Raw genomic sequence first — 13,587 nt, forward strand, 5'->3', positions numbered from 1 at the left:
GCAGACTCACCGTCGCGCTGCGTGGTTCGCCTCAGGTATAAGTGCTGTCGATGATGGGGGGGGACTTTTTGTCCAGCAATGTGCTGTTTGATGGCGCGTAAACGTGGCACTAAAAGTGGCGTTTGATCATTGCCAAACGCCACTTTTAAAGTAACCGAGTCGTCAGTTACTTGAACTTCAGGCTGGCATGGTCCAAGGCTGAAGTGCGTGGCCATCGCGGCTTAGTTCTTCACGAGCCTGTTGCAAGGCATTGGCCAGTTGCACGGGATCGGAGTAGGTGCCGCGTGGAAGTTGTTGGCGTCCGATACGTGCGCTGAAGCGGTCGAGCACGGTCAGGCTGATTTCGCCGCTGCCATCTTGCGGGCCCCAGGCCACGCATTTGAAGGGATGGAAGGCTTTGCCAGCAATCAACAGTGCATCATTAAAGCGCAGTGGGGCGTTCATGGTCTATTCCTCAAAAGAGCCCAATCAGTCCAATGCAGTCTCGTCGGTGGGCTCACCAATCGGCTGCTTATTGATGTTGATGTCTGTCGAACATCACAAGTCACACATCTCGCGATTTATTTTCAGATTTTTTACGTGAGTAGCGTCATGTAGTAATCCTACGCAATTTTATCGCTTGTGCTGGCGCAACTAAGACTGTGGCTATCGCGCAAGGTTCCCCGCCGCACAAGTGTATAAGCGCACAAACAGTCGCTGGTTATGAGGCTTAGATCCAAACGGTACAAGGCACTGTCAAATTTTTGCTAATGTAACAATCCAAAGCTTCAACATCCTGTTTACAAAGCGAATTTTGATAAATCTCAGCGACGCCGCGCGCCAAGGAATACACCCCATGAATGAACCGGCCCCTACGCGACGTCTGTTGATCGTAGATCCCTGTGACGATTGTCATCAGCTGATTCCCGTGCTGCACGCGGCGGGCTGGGCGGTTGACAGCAGTTCACTGGAGTCTGCGCTGAACCTGGGTTGTGATGTCGGCCTGATCCGCCTGATGCCTTATCACTTTGAACATCCTGAAGCCGTGCGGGAGCTGATTACCCGCAGCAATACCGAATGGATCGCGGTGCTGACCGCCGAAGATCTGCGCCGCGAGAAGGTCGGTGATTTTGTCTGTGAATGGTTTTTCGACTTCCACACCCTGCCGTTCGACATTACCCGGATGCAGGTTACCTTGGGGCGGGCATACGGGATGGCCCGCTTGCGTGCTCAGGGCGCGGCGCAGGTTCAGGTTTCTGACCAGGAAATGCTTGGCGAAAGCCGGCCGATTCGCGAGTTGCGGCGGCTGCTCGGCAAGCTGGCACCGACCGACTCTCCGGTGCTGGTGCGCGGTGAGCGCGGGACCGGCAAGGAGCTGGTGGCGCGAACCCTGCACAACCAGTCACAACGCCGTAACCAGCCGTTTGTGGCCGTGCATTGCGGGGCGATTGCCGAGCATCTGGTGCATGCCGAACTGTTCGGCCACGAGAAGGGCGCCTTCAACGGCGCTCAAGAGCGCAAGATCGGCAAGATCGAGTCGGCCAATGGCGGCACGCTGTTTCTGGATGAAATTGGCGACCTGCCGCTTGAGGCGCAGGGGCAGTTGCTGCGTTTTCTTCAGGACCGGCAGATCGAGCGGATAGGTGCCAGCGAACCGGTCGCGGTGGATGTCCGAGTGATTGCCGCTACCCATGTCGACCTGGAAGCCGCGATTCGCAAGAAGCGCTTTCGCGAAGATCTCTACTACCGGCTCAATGTGCTGCAGGTCGGCACCGCGCCGTTGCGCGAGCGGCATGGCGATCTGGCGATGCTGGCCAACTACTTTGCGCACTTCTACAGCCAGGAAACCGGGCGTCGGGCGCGTAACTTCAGTCAGGACGCATTGATCGCGATGGGCAAGCATGACTGGCCGGGCAATGTTCGTGAGCTGGCCAACCGGGTGCGACGGGGTCTGGTGCTGGCCGAAGGGCGGCAGGTAGAGGCCAGCGACCTGGGGCTGCTGGGCGAGGAAGAGATCTCCAGCACCATGGGCACCCTTGATGATTACAAGTCACGGGCCGAGCGTCAGGCGCTGTGCGATGTGCTGACCCGCCACAGTGACAATCTCAGCGTGGCGGCCAAGGTGTTGGGCATTTCGCGACCGACCTTCTACCGGTTGCTGCACAAGCACCAGATTCGCTGATCAGCGTCCCAGCAGTTCGCTGACGGCCTGCATGACCCGCTCATGGCGCAGTTGCCAGTCACCTTCAATCACTTGATAACGCTGGTCGTTGGCGTGCAGCCACTGGCGGCTGGCCTCGAAGAATGCCAGGCGCTCGTTCAGGTCGGGCTGGCAGCGCTGACCATCGTCACACCAGGGCACATCCTTGGGGCTGAGCAGCAGGTGCAGATCGTACTGGCGGGCCAGCAGTTGAGCTTCCAGCCAGGCCGGGCAGTCATTGAAGATCGTGCGGCTCCAGAGCATGTTGCTCAGCAGGTGGGTGTCGAGAATCAACAGCGCCGGGGCACTGGCGCGGGCGGCATCCTCCCAGGCCAGCTGGCCTTGCGCGATGGGCGTGATGTCGGCATAAACCGTGTCACGGCCTTCGCGGTCGATGAAGTGGCGCACGTACTCGCCCACCTGTACACCGCCGAAACGCGCGTGAATTTCACCGGCCAGCCAGCTTTTGCCGCTGGACTCGGGGCCTGCCAATACCAGAACCTTCATCGCGCCGGCACCATCGCAGTGCGCCACTCACGCCAGCCCTGGATGGCCAGCAAGGTAAACAGTGCGTACAGCGCTGCGGTCAGGTACAGCGCTTTATAAAGGAACAAACCAACGAAAATGACATCAAGGACGATCCACAATGGCCAGCATTGCAGGCGCTTCTGGGCCATCCACACTTGTGCCACCAGGCTGAAGCCGGTGAGCGCAGCGTCCAGCCACGGCTGGGCAGCGTCGGTAAAGTGGGCCATGCCGGCGCCGAGTGCGGCGCTGATCAACGCCCCGATTGCCAAGCCCGTCCACACGGCGCCATTACCCAGCGCAGTGACTGCACGCACCGGCAGCCCCTCGCCATGCCGGGTCCATTGCCAGAACCCATACACCTGAAGTACGGCGTACACCAGTTGCAAAAGCATGTCCGAGTACAGCTTCACATCGAAAAAGATCCAGCTGTAGATAAGCACCATCACCAGGCCGATCGGCCAGCACAGCGGGTTTTGCCGCACGGTCAGCCAGACCGCAAGCGCGCCCAGTGCGGCAGCGAACAGTTCAATCCCGGACATGCAGGCTCCTTGCAGAAGGCGGGTAAATGGAAACGGGCGGCGATTGTAAGCCGTTGTCAGACTTTGAGGGAGCCTGCCGCACCCAAATGTGTGGTAACAGTCGTACAGCCAGCCGACAGGCGAACTGATTCAGCCTCTGCTAGGATTTGCCCGCTTTGCGCGCCGCCGGCCATGGCAGTCCGGCGCTCGCCTATTGCTTACCAACCACAAGACTGACCGGCGTGCCGACAGGCGGCGCCGCTATGGGGGAATGATGGATGTATGGGCCGCCGTCCAGGCGTTGATTCTGGGCATTGTGGAAGGTTTGACGGAATTTTTGCCGATCTCAAGTACCGGTCACCAGATCATTGTGGCTGACCTGATCGGCTTCGGTGGTGAACGGGCCATGGCGTTCAACATCATCATCCAGCTCGGTGCGATTCTGGCGGTGGTCTGGGAGTTTCGCAGCAAGATCTTCGAGGTGGTTCTCGGCCTGCCGCGTCAGCGCCAGGCGCAGCGCTTCACCGGCAACCTGCTGATTGCTTTCATGCCAGCGGTGGTGCTGGGCGTGCTGTTTGCCGACCTGATCCATCACTACCTGTTCAACCCGATTACCGTGGCCGTGGCGCTGGTGCTTGGCGGGATCGTCATGCTCTGGGCCGAACGCCGTGAGCATGTGATCAAGGTCGAGCAGGTCGATGACATGAAATGGACCGACGCACTGAAGATCGGCTGTGCCCAGTGTCTGGCGATGATCCCCGGCACCTCGCGGTCCGGCTCGACCATCATCGGCGGCCTGCTGTTTGGCCTGTCGCGCAAGGCTGCCACCGAGTTCTCGTTCTTCCTGGCCATGCCGACCATGGTCGGTGCGGCGGTGTATTCAGGCTACAAGTACCGTGACCTGTTCCAGCCGGCTGATTTTCCGGTGTTCGCCATCGGTTTCGTGGTGTCGTTCATCTTCGCCATGATCGCCGTGCGCGGTCTGTTGAAGTTCATCGCCACTCACAGCTACGCGCTGTTCGCCTGGTACCGGATCGCCTTTGGTCTGCTGATCCTGGCCACCTGGCTGTTCGGCTGGGTCGACTGGTCCACGGCGCAAGGCTGATGAGCCGCACACGCAGCCCGGCGCCTGCGCGTCAGCAACCACGCCAACAGCCCCACCAGCCAGTGCGTGCGCTACGCATCAAACTGCTGGTGGGGCTGGGGTTGTGTGCGCTGCCGGTGGCAGGCATCGCCGGCAGGTGGCCGCAAAGTGCCATGCTGGTCTGCGCGGCGCTGTACCTGCTGATGAGCCTGCTTGCCTTGCTGCTGTATCGGCACGACAAGCGTCAGGCCGGGCAGGGCGGTCAGCGCGTTGCCGAAAATACCTTGCACCTCATTGAACTGCTCGGTGGCTGGCCCGGTGCGTTGCTGGCCCAGCAGCTGTATCGACACAAGACCCGCAAACTGTCCTTCCAGATCGTATTCTGGCTGATCGTGATCGCGCACCAGATCTTCTGGGTTGACTGGGTATTGCTGGAGCGGCAGCTGTCGGCGTTTTTGCTGGTCTGAAGCCGATTGACCTGCCAGGCGTCGAAGCTGTTCGATAGTCGCACGAATAATCGCCCCGTGGATTGTCTCAGCCCGGTGCCCTCGCTAGTGTGCAGCTTTTGACTGATCTGGAGCCGCGAATGTCTGCCGTGCAACTTGCCGATGGCGAACTCAACTACCTGCTCGAAGGCCCGGCCAATGCCCCGGTGCTGGTGCTGTCCAATTCACTGGGCACTGACCTGCACATGTGGGACAACCAGATCGCGGCGTTCACCGAGCACTTTCGCGTGTTGCGCTACGACACTCGTGGGCACGGCCGTTCGCTGGTCACCGAAGGCCCGTACAGCATCGAGCAGAACGGCCGTGACGTACTGGCCTTGCTTGACGCGCTGGATATCCGCCAGGTGTATTTCTGTGGCCTGTCGATGGGCGGCCTGATTGGCCAATGGCTGGCGATCAACGCCCCGCAGCGCCTGCACCGGGTGGTGCTGTGCAACACCGCAGCGAAGATCGGCAGTGCCGAGATCTGGGATCCGCGTATCGAGACAGTGTTGCGCGACGGACCTGCGGCCATGGTTGCGCTACGTGATGCCTCGATTGCCCGCTGGTTCACCGCGCCATTTGCCAGCCGTGAGCCGGGCAAGGTCGAACCGGTGGTCGGCATGCTGGCCCAGACCTCGCCGCAGGGTTACGCCGCCAACTGCGCGGCGGTACGCGACGCCGATTACCGTGAGCAGATCGCCTCGATCAGGTTGCCGGTGCTGGTGGTCTGTGGCACTCAGGATGCAGTGACCACCCCTGAACATGGCCGCTTCATGAGCGAGCGCATCGTCGGTGCGCAGCAGGTCGACCTGCATGCCGCGCACCTGTCCAGCGTCGAAGCCGGTGCGGCATTCAGTGAGCCGGTGCTGGCGTTCCTCACCGCGCAGTGAACGCGCGCGCCAGGCCTGCCTGTCCGGGCAGGCCGCTGGCATAATGGCCGCTTCGACCTGTTCAAGGTGCTGCGGTGTTCGATCTCAACGATCTCTACTATTTCGTCCAGGTGGTCGACTGCCAGGGCTTTGCCGCTGCCAGCCGCAAGCTGGGCATTCCCAAATCCAGGCTTAGCCGGCGCATTGCCGGGCTGGAAGAGCGCCTGGGTGTACGTCTGATCCAGCGCTCCACGCGCAAGTTCGCGGTCACCGAGAGTGGCCGCAGTTATCACGCCCATTGCCTGGCGATGCTGGTCGAAGCCGAGGCGGCCGAAGAGTCGATCATGCGCTCGCGCGCCGAGCCACAGGGGCGGGTAAACATCAGTTGCCCGCCAATGCTGGCAACCATCGGGGTCAATCAGGCGATTGCGCGCTTTATGGCCGAACATCCCAAAGTCGAGGTCCATGTCGAAAGCACTAACCGGCGCGTCGATCTGCTCGCTGAGCAGGTGGATATCGCGCTGCGCGCCATTGGAGGACGACGGGCTGGTGGTCAAGACCCTCGGCCACAGCGGCCAGGCGCTGGTCGCTCATCCGGATCTGGCCGCCCGGCTGGCGGCCGATGCGGGCATTGAGGCGTTGTCCGGGTTACCCAGTTTGACATCCTCCCCGGCCTGAAGGCCGGAGATTCCTACGGCGCTCAGGCGCGGCTTCGAGCCGCCCCCGAGTCGCTTCGGTGGGTTCCTGCTGCTGGCGCCATGACCTCTGCGCTCACTTCACAGGCTAACCGGGCGTGTCCCGCCCTTAGTACATTGATCGCCCCGACCACATCAGCGTTGCCTTCGGAACCACATCCCACGCACCTGAACAGCGCTTGCGTCTGGCGGTTGGCCGCCGACACATGGCCGCAACAAGGGCACGTGCGGCTGGTATTTTGCGGCGGCACGGCAATCAGCCAGCCGCCGCGCCACGCCAGCTTGTAGTCCAGCTGGCGGCGGAACTCGAACCAGCCCTGATCGAGGATGGCCCTGTTCAGGCCAGACTTGGCCCGAACGTTTCTTCCCGGCGCCTCGGCCGTACCTGCCGCCGACCTGGACATATTGCGTACCTGCAAGTCCTCGATACACACCATCGCGTGGTTTTGGCTGATCGTGGTGGAGCACTTGTGCAGGTAGTCGCGGCGGGCATTGCCGATGCGCGAGTGAATGCGCTGGACGCGGGCTTTCGCTTTCTTCCAGTTGCGGCTGAATCTGACCTTGCGGCTCATCGCCTGCTGCGCTTTGCACAGCGCGGTTTCATGGCGTTTGAAGCTGTTCAGTGGTGCGTAGAACGAACCATCCGAAAGCGTGGCGAAGCGGGCAATGCCCATGTCGATGCCAACTGCCGCACCCTGTGCCGTGGGCTGCTCATCGATCTGGCGTTCGGTCTGGATACTCACGAACCACTTGCCACACGACTGGCTCACGGTGATGTTCTTCACAGTACCCAGCGTCTCGCGGCTGTTGCGGTAGCGCAGCCAGCCCAGCTTGGGCAAGAACAGGCGGCTGTTGGTCTGGTCGAGCTTGATCTGTTTCGGGTCGGGATAGCGGAAACTGTCACGCTGCCCCTTCTTCTTGAACCGGGGAAAGTCGGCTCGCTTGGCGAAGAAGTTGGTGTAGGCCCGTTCCAGATCCTTGAGGCTCTGTTGCAATGGGTGAACAGGCGCATCGGCCAGCCATGCGGTTTGCGGGCTATGGCGCCACTCGGTCAGCAACTTGCACAGGCCCGCATAGCCGAGCTTGTTCTCGCCTTGCTCGTGGCGCTCCTTCTGCAACGCCAGCGCCTTGTTGAAGACGAAGCGACAGGAGCCCGCAAAGCGGCGCATTTGCCGCTCCTGCTGACCGTCTGGCATGAGTTCGTACTTGAAGGCTTGAAGTCGTTGCATCCTGCTCTTGAGCCATGAGCAATGAAGACGACATTAGGCGCGGACGGCACGGTGTTTTCAAGGTGCATGACCATGGGGTCTTTGTAACGAAATACCGCCGTATAAGGGCATCTGTGTCGCCGTGTTACTGCGCATCATCCTGTGGCGGTGCGTACATCGAACAGCAGCAGAGACCCCACTGCAACCAGGGACGGCTACGCCGTCCGCTCTATCCCTCCCCGCCCTGAACGGCGGGGCTTGTCGCGCTCCCGATGGGTCAGTCAGGGCGCAGCCAGCCATGAGTATTGCTGGCGGCTGCAGACCGGACCAGGCCGGTACCGCGAGGTGCGACATAGCCCGCGGCTGGTCAGCTCGGACCTGAATATCCTGCGCGATGCGGCTTTGCAGGGGGTGGGCATCGCCCAGTTGCCGCAAGTCATGATCGAACAAGACATTGAGCAAGGGCGCTTGGTGGAGTTGTTTGCCGATCATCCACCTGCCTGCGGCGTCGTGCATGCCGTATTCGCTTCCCGACGCGGCTTGCTGCCAGCCGTTCGGGGGCTGCTGGATGCCTTTGCCCAAGTGTTTGCCGATATCCAGGTTGATTGTTCCGGCAGTAGAACGAAGCGTCGCATTTACCCCGACTAATCAATTATTGTTACTGCCGCTAGGATGCTGCCCACGTATCGCCATCAGGCGAATTTCATTCCGGAGGCATCATGACTATTCTGCACATCGATTCGAGCATCCTCGGCGAGCACTCGGCTTCTCGCCAGCTCAGCCTGCGTGTCGCCCAGGCAATTCAGGCCGCTGAGCCTGACAGCCAGCTGGTGTACCGCGATCTGGCCCGTGATGAACTGGGGCATTTCTCCGCTGCCAGCCTGGCCGCCGCCGGTACCCCTGAGCAAAGCCGTAGCGCGGCGCAGCAACAAGAGGCCGCGCACAATCAGGCGATTCTCGACGAGTTCCTCGGCGCCGACGTGCTGGTGGTCGGTGCGCCGATGTACAACTTCACCATCCCCAGCCAGCTCAAGGCCTGGTTCGACCGCATCATGGTGGCGGGCAAGACCTTTCGTTACAGCGAGAGCGGGCCTGAAGGTCTGTGCACCGGCAAAAAGGTGATCGTGGTTTCTACCGCCGGCGGTCTGCATGTCGGCCAACCCACCGGCGTCGGCCATGAAGAACTGCTCAAGGCGCTGTTTGGCTTCATTGGCATTACAGAGGTGAAGTTCGTCCGTGCCCATGGCCTGGCTTACGGTGATGAACCGCGCGCGCAGGCGTTGCACGCGGCGCAGCAAGACATTGAAGAGACGCTGCTGGCCTGATGTCACTGGGCGCGAAAACGCAGGGTCGCTGACGGCAACTCACCGTAGCGCTTGCGGTACTCCTGCGAGAAGCGTCCCAGATGGGCGAAGCCCCATTTCATCGCAATATCGGTCACTGATGCCTCATGGTTGGCGCACAGTTCACTGTGCACCCGCTCCATGCGCACATCGCGCAGGTACGCCATGGGGCTGGTGCCGGTGAACTCGCGAAAGCCGGCGAACAGGCTGCGCACGCTGACCTGCGCCTGGTCGGCCAGTTGCTCGATGCTCAACGGCTCGTGGGCATGGGCGCGGATGAACTCCTCGGTGCGCTTGACGAACCAGGGCGACACCCGGCGCCGGTCGCCCGGCGTCTCCAGGCTGCGCAGGTTGTTTGGCTGGCCATAGATCAGGGCATTGAGCAGGGTCGACTCGAACTGCTTGAGCACCAGTGGCTGGTGGATCGGGTGGGCGTCACAACTGAGCGCCTCGATCAGGGTCGCGAGCAATTGCAGAAAGTAACTGCCCCCCGGTGTGTCCAGGCACATTTGCGGGGCAAACTGCAGCGGGCGATCGAGGTGGTGGCCCAGGTGCTGGCGGCAATGGCGTTCCAGGTCGCTGCGCTCCAGGCGCAAGGTCAATTGCGGTGAGTCCGCTGCCCAGCGCATCTGCACCGGGCTGTCTGGCGATATCAGCGAAGCACAGGCGGGCGATGAGGTGAAGGTCTGGCCTTCACAGTGAATCTCGGCGCTGCCACGCATCGGCATCTGCAGTAAAAAGAAGCTCTCCAGCCGACCGGGGTCGATGATGACCTGCGCGCCGTATTCCAGGCGGCTAAGCGACAGGCTACCGCGCCGCAGGTGGTGCATCGAGGCGCTGATTGCCTGTGACGCCCTGGCCGAGCGCAATTCATGGGCCTTGAACACGGTGCTGACGTTATTGCGGATGCTGTCGGCATCATTAAGCAGAAACAGCCTGTTCGCCGGGGTGAACAGCCGGGTGTCTGCAAAACGATCGCTGCCGGTCGCCAATCGGGTCTCGGAGTTCATGGGGTACCTCTCGCACGCACGGTATGCGAGCAGAGTGTGCAACCCTGTTACCGGGCTTTTGCACTATCCGGATACTGCATGCAGCCAGCGGACAGCGGTGCACTTCTGCTGTTTCTTATGACCACTTGAAGCGGCCTTTACACCAGAATTAGCAATAGCTGCGCCAGTTTTGCCGGGGTTCGTGCATTTTCAGTTTCCTGCACGCAGCGGACAGCCCTGCGCTGGGTGGATAGTTAGCCGCAGCCGCCCGCCGCAAGAATGTTTCCAACTTCCCCATGTTGGAGACATGCACATGAAAGGTCGCTATATCGAGATCAGCGCATCAGGCGGCGAAAGGTTCAGTGGTTACCTGGCGCCTGCGGTGGGCGGTAAAGGTCCGGGTGTGGTGCTGTGCCAGGAGATTTTCGGCGTCAACCTGGCCATGCGTGAAGTGGCCGATCAGTTGGCCGAAGAGGGCTATACGGTGCTGGTGCCGGACCTGTACTGGCGGCAGGTGCCGGGCATCGAGCTGGGTTACACCGACAAAGACTTCGCCATTGCCTACTCGCTGTACCAGGGCTTTGCTGAAAACCTTGGTGTTGACGATATCGCCAGCAGCCTGGCGGCCCTGGTGCAGTTGCCGGAGTGCACGCCGGGCGCCCAAGCGGTGGTCGGTTACTGCCTGGGCGGCAAGCTGGCCTATCTGGCCGCCTGCCGCTTGCCGCAAGTGGCCTGCGCAGTGGGTTACTACGGGGTCGGCATCGAAAATGCCCTGGCTGAACTCGAAGGCTTGCAAGGCCGGCGGCTGGTGCTGCACCTGGCCGGCAATGATCAGTTTTGCCCGCCAGCGGCGCAGGCACAGATCCAGGCTGCGGCTGCCCAGACAACCGGCCTGACCTGCCACCTGTACCCCGGCGTCGACCATGCGTTTGCCCGGCCTGCCGGTCATCACTTCGACAAGGGCGCGGCGCAGATCGCCCACGAGCGTACCGTGGCGGCGCTGCGCCTGAGCATCGGCCCGGATTACGACCTGTCGGCGCTGTGGGAAGAGCACATTCGCCATGAGTTCGATACCCGCGACGTGCCCGCGACCATGGCCACTATGGTTGCTGAACCCTATGTCAACCATATTCCAACCATGACCGGCGGGGTGGGTTACGCCCAGCTCAGCCGCTTCTACCAGCACCATTTTGTGCACGGTAACCCCGCCGACATGGCCCTGACGCCGATCTCGCGCACCGTCGGCCAGACCCAGATCGTCGATGAGTTCATCATGACCTTCACCCACGACAGCGTCATCGACTGGATGCTGCCCGGCGTGCCGCCCACCGGGCGCAAGGTCGAGATCCCGATGCTGGGCGTGGTGCGGTTTCGCGGGCCGAAACTGTGCCATGAGCACATCTATTGGGACCAGGCCAGCGTGCTGGTCCAGATTGGCCTGCTGGACCCCGCCGGGTTGCCGGTGGCCGGACGCGAGACCGCCGACAAATTGCGCGACGAGCGCCTGCCGTCCAACACCCTGATGCCCAATTGGGCCGCCAGTGTGGAGGCCTGAGATGAGCGAGTTCATTCGTAACGACGCCCTCAACGGCAAGCTGGCACTGGTCAGTGGCGGCGCAACCCTGATCGGCATGGCCGTGGCCCGCGCACTGATCGACGCCGGTGCCAGAGTGGTACTGCTGGACATCGATGCCGGCGCCGGTGAGCGAGCGGCCGAGCTGTTGGGCGAGGGCGGCGCATTTGTGGCCCTGGACATCACCGATGATGCTGCGCTGGCCCGTGCCACCGCAGATATCCGTGAACGCTTTGGCACGGTGGACCTGCTGATCAATCTGGCCTGCACCTATCTGGACGACGGCTTTGCTTCGCCGCGTCAGGACTGGTTGCGCGCCCTGGACGTCAATCTGGTTTCGGCCGTGGCGCTGGCGCAGGCACTGCACTCGGACCTCAAGGCGCGCCGCGGTGCCATCGTCAACTTCAGCTCGATCTCGGCCAGTTGCGCGCAGACCGGGCGCTGGATCTACCCGGTGTCCAAGGCCGCGATGCGTCAGCTGACCCGCAGCATGGCCATGGATTTTGCCGCGGACGGTATCCGGGTCAACTCAGTGTCGCCGGGCTGGACCTGGTCGCGAGTCATCGCCGAGGTCAGTGGTGGCGAGCGCAGCAAGGCCGACCGTGTCGCGGCCGACTACCACCTGCTGGGCCGGCTCGGCGAGCCGCAGGAGGTCGCCAGTGTCGTGGCGTTCCTGTGTTCGCCTGCGGCCAGCTTCGTCACCGGTGCCGATTACGCCGTCGATGGTGGTTACTCGGTGATGGGCCCGGAACAGAACCGCCCGGCCATCGCGCGCCTGGCTATGTAGGAGCGGCTTGAGCCGCGAACAGCAGCCGCAAACAGCAACAGCGGCGCCCGTCAGCGCCGTCCCAATAAGCCGTGGAGAATAACAATGCGTCGAATCGCTATCGTCGGAGCCGGCCAGGCCGGGCTGCAACTTGCCTTGGGTCTGTTGGCCAAGGGATATCAGGTAACCCTGGCCACCAATCGCACGGCTGAGCAAATCCAGGCCGGCAAAGTGATGTCCAGCCAGTGCATGTTCAACACCGCGCTGCAGACCGAGCGCGACCTGGGTATCAACTTTTGGGAAGAGCAATGCCCTGCGGTAGAAGGCATTGGCCTCAACGTGCTCAACCCCGAGGTGCCGGGCCAGTCGTTGTTCAGCTGGAGTGCGCGGCTGGAGCGCTACGCGCAATCGGTGGACCAGCGTCTGAAGATGCCGGTGTGGATGGACACGTTCGTCAAGCGTGGCGGCGAGTTGCTGATCGAAGACGTCGGCATCACTGAGCTGGAGCGCCTGTCGGCCAGCCACGACCTGGTACTGCTGGCGGCGGGCAAGGGTGAGGTGGTCAACCTGTTCGCCAAGGACCCGCAGCGCACCGCATTCAGCACCCCGCAGCGGGCGCTGGCACTGACCTACGTGCAAGGCATGACCCCGGTGTCGCCGTACTCGCGGGTGGCGTTCAACCTTATTCCGGGGGTCGGTGAATACTTTGTGTTCCCGGCCCTGACCGTCAATGGCCCCTGCGAAATCATGGTGTTCGAGGGCATTCCCGGCGGCCCGCTGGATTGCTGGCAGGGCATCAACGACCCCGACCAGCATCTGCAAAAGAGCCTGGAGCTGGTACGCCGTTACCTGCCGTGGGAAGCCGAACGCTGCGCCAACTTACGCCTGACCGACGACAACGGCTTTCTGGCCGGACGCTTCACGCCGATGGTGCGCCGCCCGGTGCTGACCTTGCCGTCCGGTCGCCAGGTGTTCGGCATGGCCGATGCGCTGGTGGTCAACGACCCGATTACCGGCCAGGGCGCCAACAATGCCGCCAAGTGCAGCAAGGTGTATCTGGACGCAATTCTTGCCCAGGGTAGCCAGCCGTTCAGCGGCCAGTGGATGGAGCAGACCTTCGAGCAGTACTGGAGCTACGCCCGCCACGTCGTGGAGTGGACCAACAGCATGCTGCAACCGCCAGCGCCGCACCTGCTGCAACTGCTCGGCGCGGCCAGCGCGGTGCAGCCGCTGGCCAGCGCCATCACCAACGGTTTTGACGACCCACGCCGGTTCGCGCCCTGGTGGTTCGACGCCAGCCAGTGCCAGCACTTTATCCAGAGCATGAGCCAGCAGGCCGCTTGATCA

14 protein-coding genes and 1 pseudogene are annotated in these 13,587 nt (G+C 62.1%); 10 read left to right on the forward strand and 5 right to left on the reverse strand.

Annotated elements, in window-relative coordinates; genetic code table 11:
- Positions 1 to 177 precede the first annotated feature (177 nt).
- Positions 178 to 444 (reverse strand): hypothetical protein, encoded by a 267-nt coding sequence (locus NJC40_RS19755; protein ID WP_045490971.1) that lies wholly within the window; start codon positions 442 to 444, stop codon positions 178 to 180.
- Positions 445 to 835: 391 nt separating this feature from the next.
- On the opposite strand from NJC40_RS19755, the gene NJC40_RS19760 reads away from it, so the two are divergent.
- Positions 836 to 2,161: a sigma-54 dependent transcriptional regulator gene (locus NJC40_RS19760; RefSeq protein WP_045490973.1), complete on the forward strand. Its 1,326-nt coding sequence runs from the start codon at positions 836 to 838 to the stop codon at positions 2,159 to 2,161.
- On the opposite strand, the gene NJC40_RS19765 is transcribed toward NJC40_RS19760, so the two are convergent.
- Complete coding sequence (locus NJC40_RS19765; protein ID WP_045490975.1) at positions 2,162 to 2,686, reverse strand: AAA family ATPase; 525 nt, start codon at positions 2,684 to 2,686, stop codon at positions 2,162 to 2,164.
- The gene (gene pnuC / locus NJC40_RS19770) at positions 2,683 to 3,246 is read right to left on the reverse strand and encodes a nicotinamide riboside transporter PnuC (protein WP_045490978.1); all 564 of its coding nucleotides are present in this window, start codon (positions 3,244 to 3,246) and stop codon (positions 2,683 to 2,685) included. Before pnuC ends, NJC40_RS19765 begins: the two co-directional genes overlap by 4 nt.
- A gap of 253 nt (positions 3,247 to 3,499) precedes the next feature.
- On the opposite strand from pnuC, the gene NJC40_RS19775 reads away from it, so the two are divergent.
- The 4 genes and pseudogenes from NJC40_RS19775 to NJC40_RS19790 all read left to right on the forward strand — a co-directional run.
- The gene (locus NJC40_RS19775) at positions 3,500 to 4,330 is read left to right on the forward strand and encodes an undecaprenyl-diphosphate phosphatase (RefSeq protein WP_045490981.1); all 831 of its coding nucleotides are present in this window, start codon (positions 3,500 to 3,502) and stop codon (positions 4,328 to 4,330) included.
- Positions 4,330 to 4,776 carry a DUF1294 domain-containing protein gene (locus tag NJC40_RS19780; RefSeq protein WP_253112489.1) on the forward strand — a complete coding sequence of 149 codons (447 nt, stop codon included), beginning with the start codon at positions 4,330 to 4,332 and terminating at the stop codon, positions 4,774 to 4,776. Before NJC40_RS19775 ends, NJC40_RS19780 begins: the two co-directional genes overlap by 1 nt.
- Positions 4,777 to 4,895: 119 nt before the next feature.
- Positions 4,896 to 5,687, forward strand: coding sequence for a 3-oxoadipate enol-lactonase (gene pcaD / locus NJC40_RS19785; protein WP_253140864.1), 792 nt, complete (start codon positions 4,896 to 4,898; stop codon positions 5,685 to 5,687).
- A 74-nt stretch (positions 5,688 to 5,761) separates the two neighbouring features.
- Positions 5,762 to 6,326: pseudogene (locus NJC40_RS19790) on the forward strand (LysR family transcriptional regulator); the annotation flags it as partial.
- A 40-nt stretch (positions 6,327 to 6,366) separates the two neighbouring features.
- Here the strand turns inward: NJC40_RS19790 and NJC40_RS19795 are convergent.
- On the reverse strand, positions 6,367 to 7,590 hold the full coding sequence (locus NJC40_RS19795; RefSeq protein WP_253140863.1) for an RNA-guided endonuclease InsQ/TnpB family protein: 1,224 nt from the start codon (positions 7,588 to 7,590) through the stop codon (positions 6,367 to 6,369).
- Positions 7,591 to 7,827: 237 nt separating this feature from the next.
- Between NJC40_RS19795 and NJC40_RS19800 the strand changes: the two genes are divergently transcribed.
- Together NJC40_RS19800 and NJC40_RS19805 are read left to right on the forward strand one after the other, a co-directional pair.
- On the forward strand, positions 7,828 to 8,217 hold the full coding sequence (locus tag NJC40_RS19800) for a LysR substrate-binding domain-containing protein (RefSeq protein WP_290447656.1): 390 nt from the start codon (positions 7,828 to 7,830) through the stop codon (positions 8,215 to 8,217).
- A gap of 71 nt (positions 8,218 to 8,288) precedes the next feature.
- Positions 8,289 to 8,894, forward strand: coding sequence for an FMN-dependent NADH-azoreductase (locus NJC40_RS19805; RefSeq protein ID WP_045490993.1), 606 nt, complete (start codon positions 8,289 to 8,291; stop codon positions 8,892 to 8,894).
- Between the two features lie 2 nt (positions 8,895 to 8,896).
- Here the strand turns inward: NJC40_RS19805 and NJC40_RS19810 are convergent, their stop codons facing one another.
- Positions 8,897 to 9,922 (reverse strand): AraC family transcriptional regulator, encoded by a 1,026-nt coding sequence (locus tag NJC40_RS19810; protein WP_253140862.1) that lies wholly within the window; start codon positions 9,920 to 9,922, stop codon positions 8,897 to 8,899.
- A 292-nt stretch (positions 9,923 to 10,214) separates the two neighbouring features.
- Between NJC40_RS19810 and NJC40_RS19815 the strand changes: the two genes are divergently transcribed.
- The 3 genes from NJC40_RS19815 to NJC40_RS19825 all read left to right on the forward strand — a co-directional run bounded on the left by NJC40_RS19815 (position 10,215) and on the right by NJC40_RS19825 (position 13,584).
- The gene (locus tag NJC40_RS19815; protein ID WP_045490999.1) at positions 10,215 to 11,456 is read left to right on the forward strand and encodes a dienelactone hydrolase family protein; all 1,242 of its coding nucleotides are present in this window, start codon (positions 10,215 to 10,217) and stop codon (positions 11,454 to 11,456) included.
- A gap of 1 nt (position 11,457) precedes the next feature.
- Positions 11,458 to 12,261 (forward strand): SDR family oxidoreductase, encoded by an 804-nt coding sequence (locus NJC40_RS19820; protein ID WP_253140861.1) that lies wholly within the window; start codon positions 11,458 to 11,460, stop codon positions 12,259 to 12,261.
- 84 nt (positions 12,262 to 12,345) lie between these two features.
- On the forward strand, positions 12,346 to 13,584 hold the full coding sequence (locus tag NJC40_RS19825) for a styrene monooxygenase/indole monooxygenase family protein (protein ID WP_253140860.1): 1,239 nt from the start codon (positions 12,346 to 12,348) through the stop codon (positions 13,582 to 13,584).
- Positions 13,585 to 13,587: the final 3 nt, after the last annotated feature.

The sequence above is a fragment of the Pseudomonas sp. 21LCFQ02 genome (genome assembly GCF_024129895.2).
Taxonomy (GTDB): Bacteria; Pseudomonadota; Gammaproteobacteria; order Pseudomonadales; family Pseudomonadaceae; genus Aquipseudomonas.

Coding starts and splice junctions, on each gene's coding strand:
- NJC40_RS19775 (WP_045490981.1), top strand. CDS start 3,500: ATGGATGTATGGGCCGCCGTCCAGGCGTTGATTCTGGGCATTGTGGAA.
- pcaD (WP_253140864.1), top strand. CDS start 4,896: ATGTCTGCCGTGCAACTTGCCGATGGCGAACTCAACTACCTGCTCGAA.
- NJC40_RS19820 (WP_253140861.1), top strand. CDS start 11,458: ATGAGCGAGTTCATTCGTAACGACGCCCTCAACGGCAAGCTGGCACTG.
- NJC40_RS19815 (WP_045490999.1), top strand. CDS start 10,215: ATGAAAGGTCGCTATATCGAGATCAGCGCATCAGGCGGCGAAAGGTTC.
- NJC40_RS19825 (WP_253140860.1), top strand. CDS start 12,346: ATGCGTCGAATCGCTATCGTCGGAGCCGGCCAGGCCGGGCTGCAACTT.
- pnuC (WP_045490978.1), bottom strand. CDS start 3,246: ATGTCCGGGATTGAACTGTTCGCTGCCGCACTGGGCGCGCTTGCGGTC.
- NJC40_RS19805 (WP_045490993.1), top strand. CDS start 8,289: ATGACTATTCTGCACATCGATTCGAGCATCCTCGGCGAGCACTCGGCT.
- NJC40_RS19780 (WP_253112489.1), top strand. CDS start 4,330: ATGAGCCGCACACGCAGCCCGGCGCCTGCGCGTCAGCAACCACGCCAA.
- NJC40_RS19765 (WP_045490975.1), bottom strand. CDS start 2,686: ATGAAGGTTCTGGTATTGGCAGGCCCCGAGTCCAGCGGCAAAAGCTGG.
- NJC40_RS19810 (WP_253140862.1), bottom strand. CDS start 9,922: ATGAACTCCGAGACCCGATTGGCGACCGGCAGCGATCGTTTTGCAGAC.
- NJC40_RS19795 (WP_253140863.1), bottom strand. CDS start 7,590: ATGCAACGACTTCAAGCCTTCAAGTACGAACTCATGCCAGACGGTCAG.
- NJC40_RS19760 (WP_045490973.1), top strand. CDS start 836: ATGAATGAACCGGCCCCTACGCGACGTCTGTTGATCGTAGATCCCTGT.
- NJC40_RS19755 (WP_045490971.1), bottom strand. CDS start 444: ATGAACGCCCCACTGCGCTTTAATGATGCACTGTTGATTGCTGGCAAA.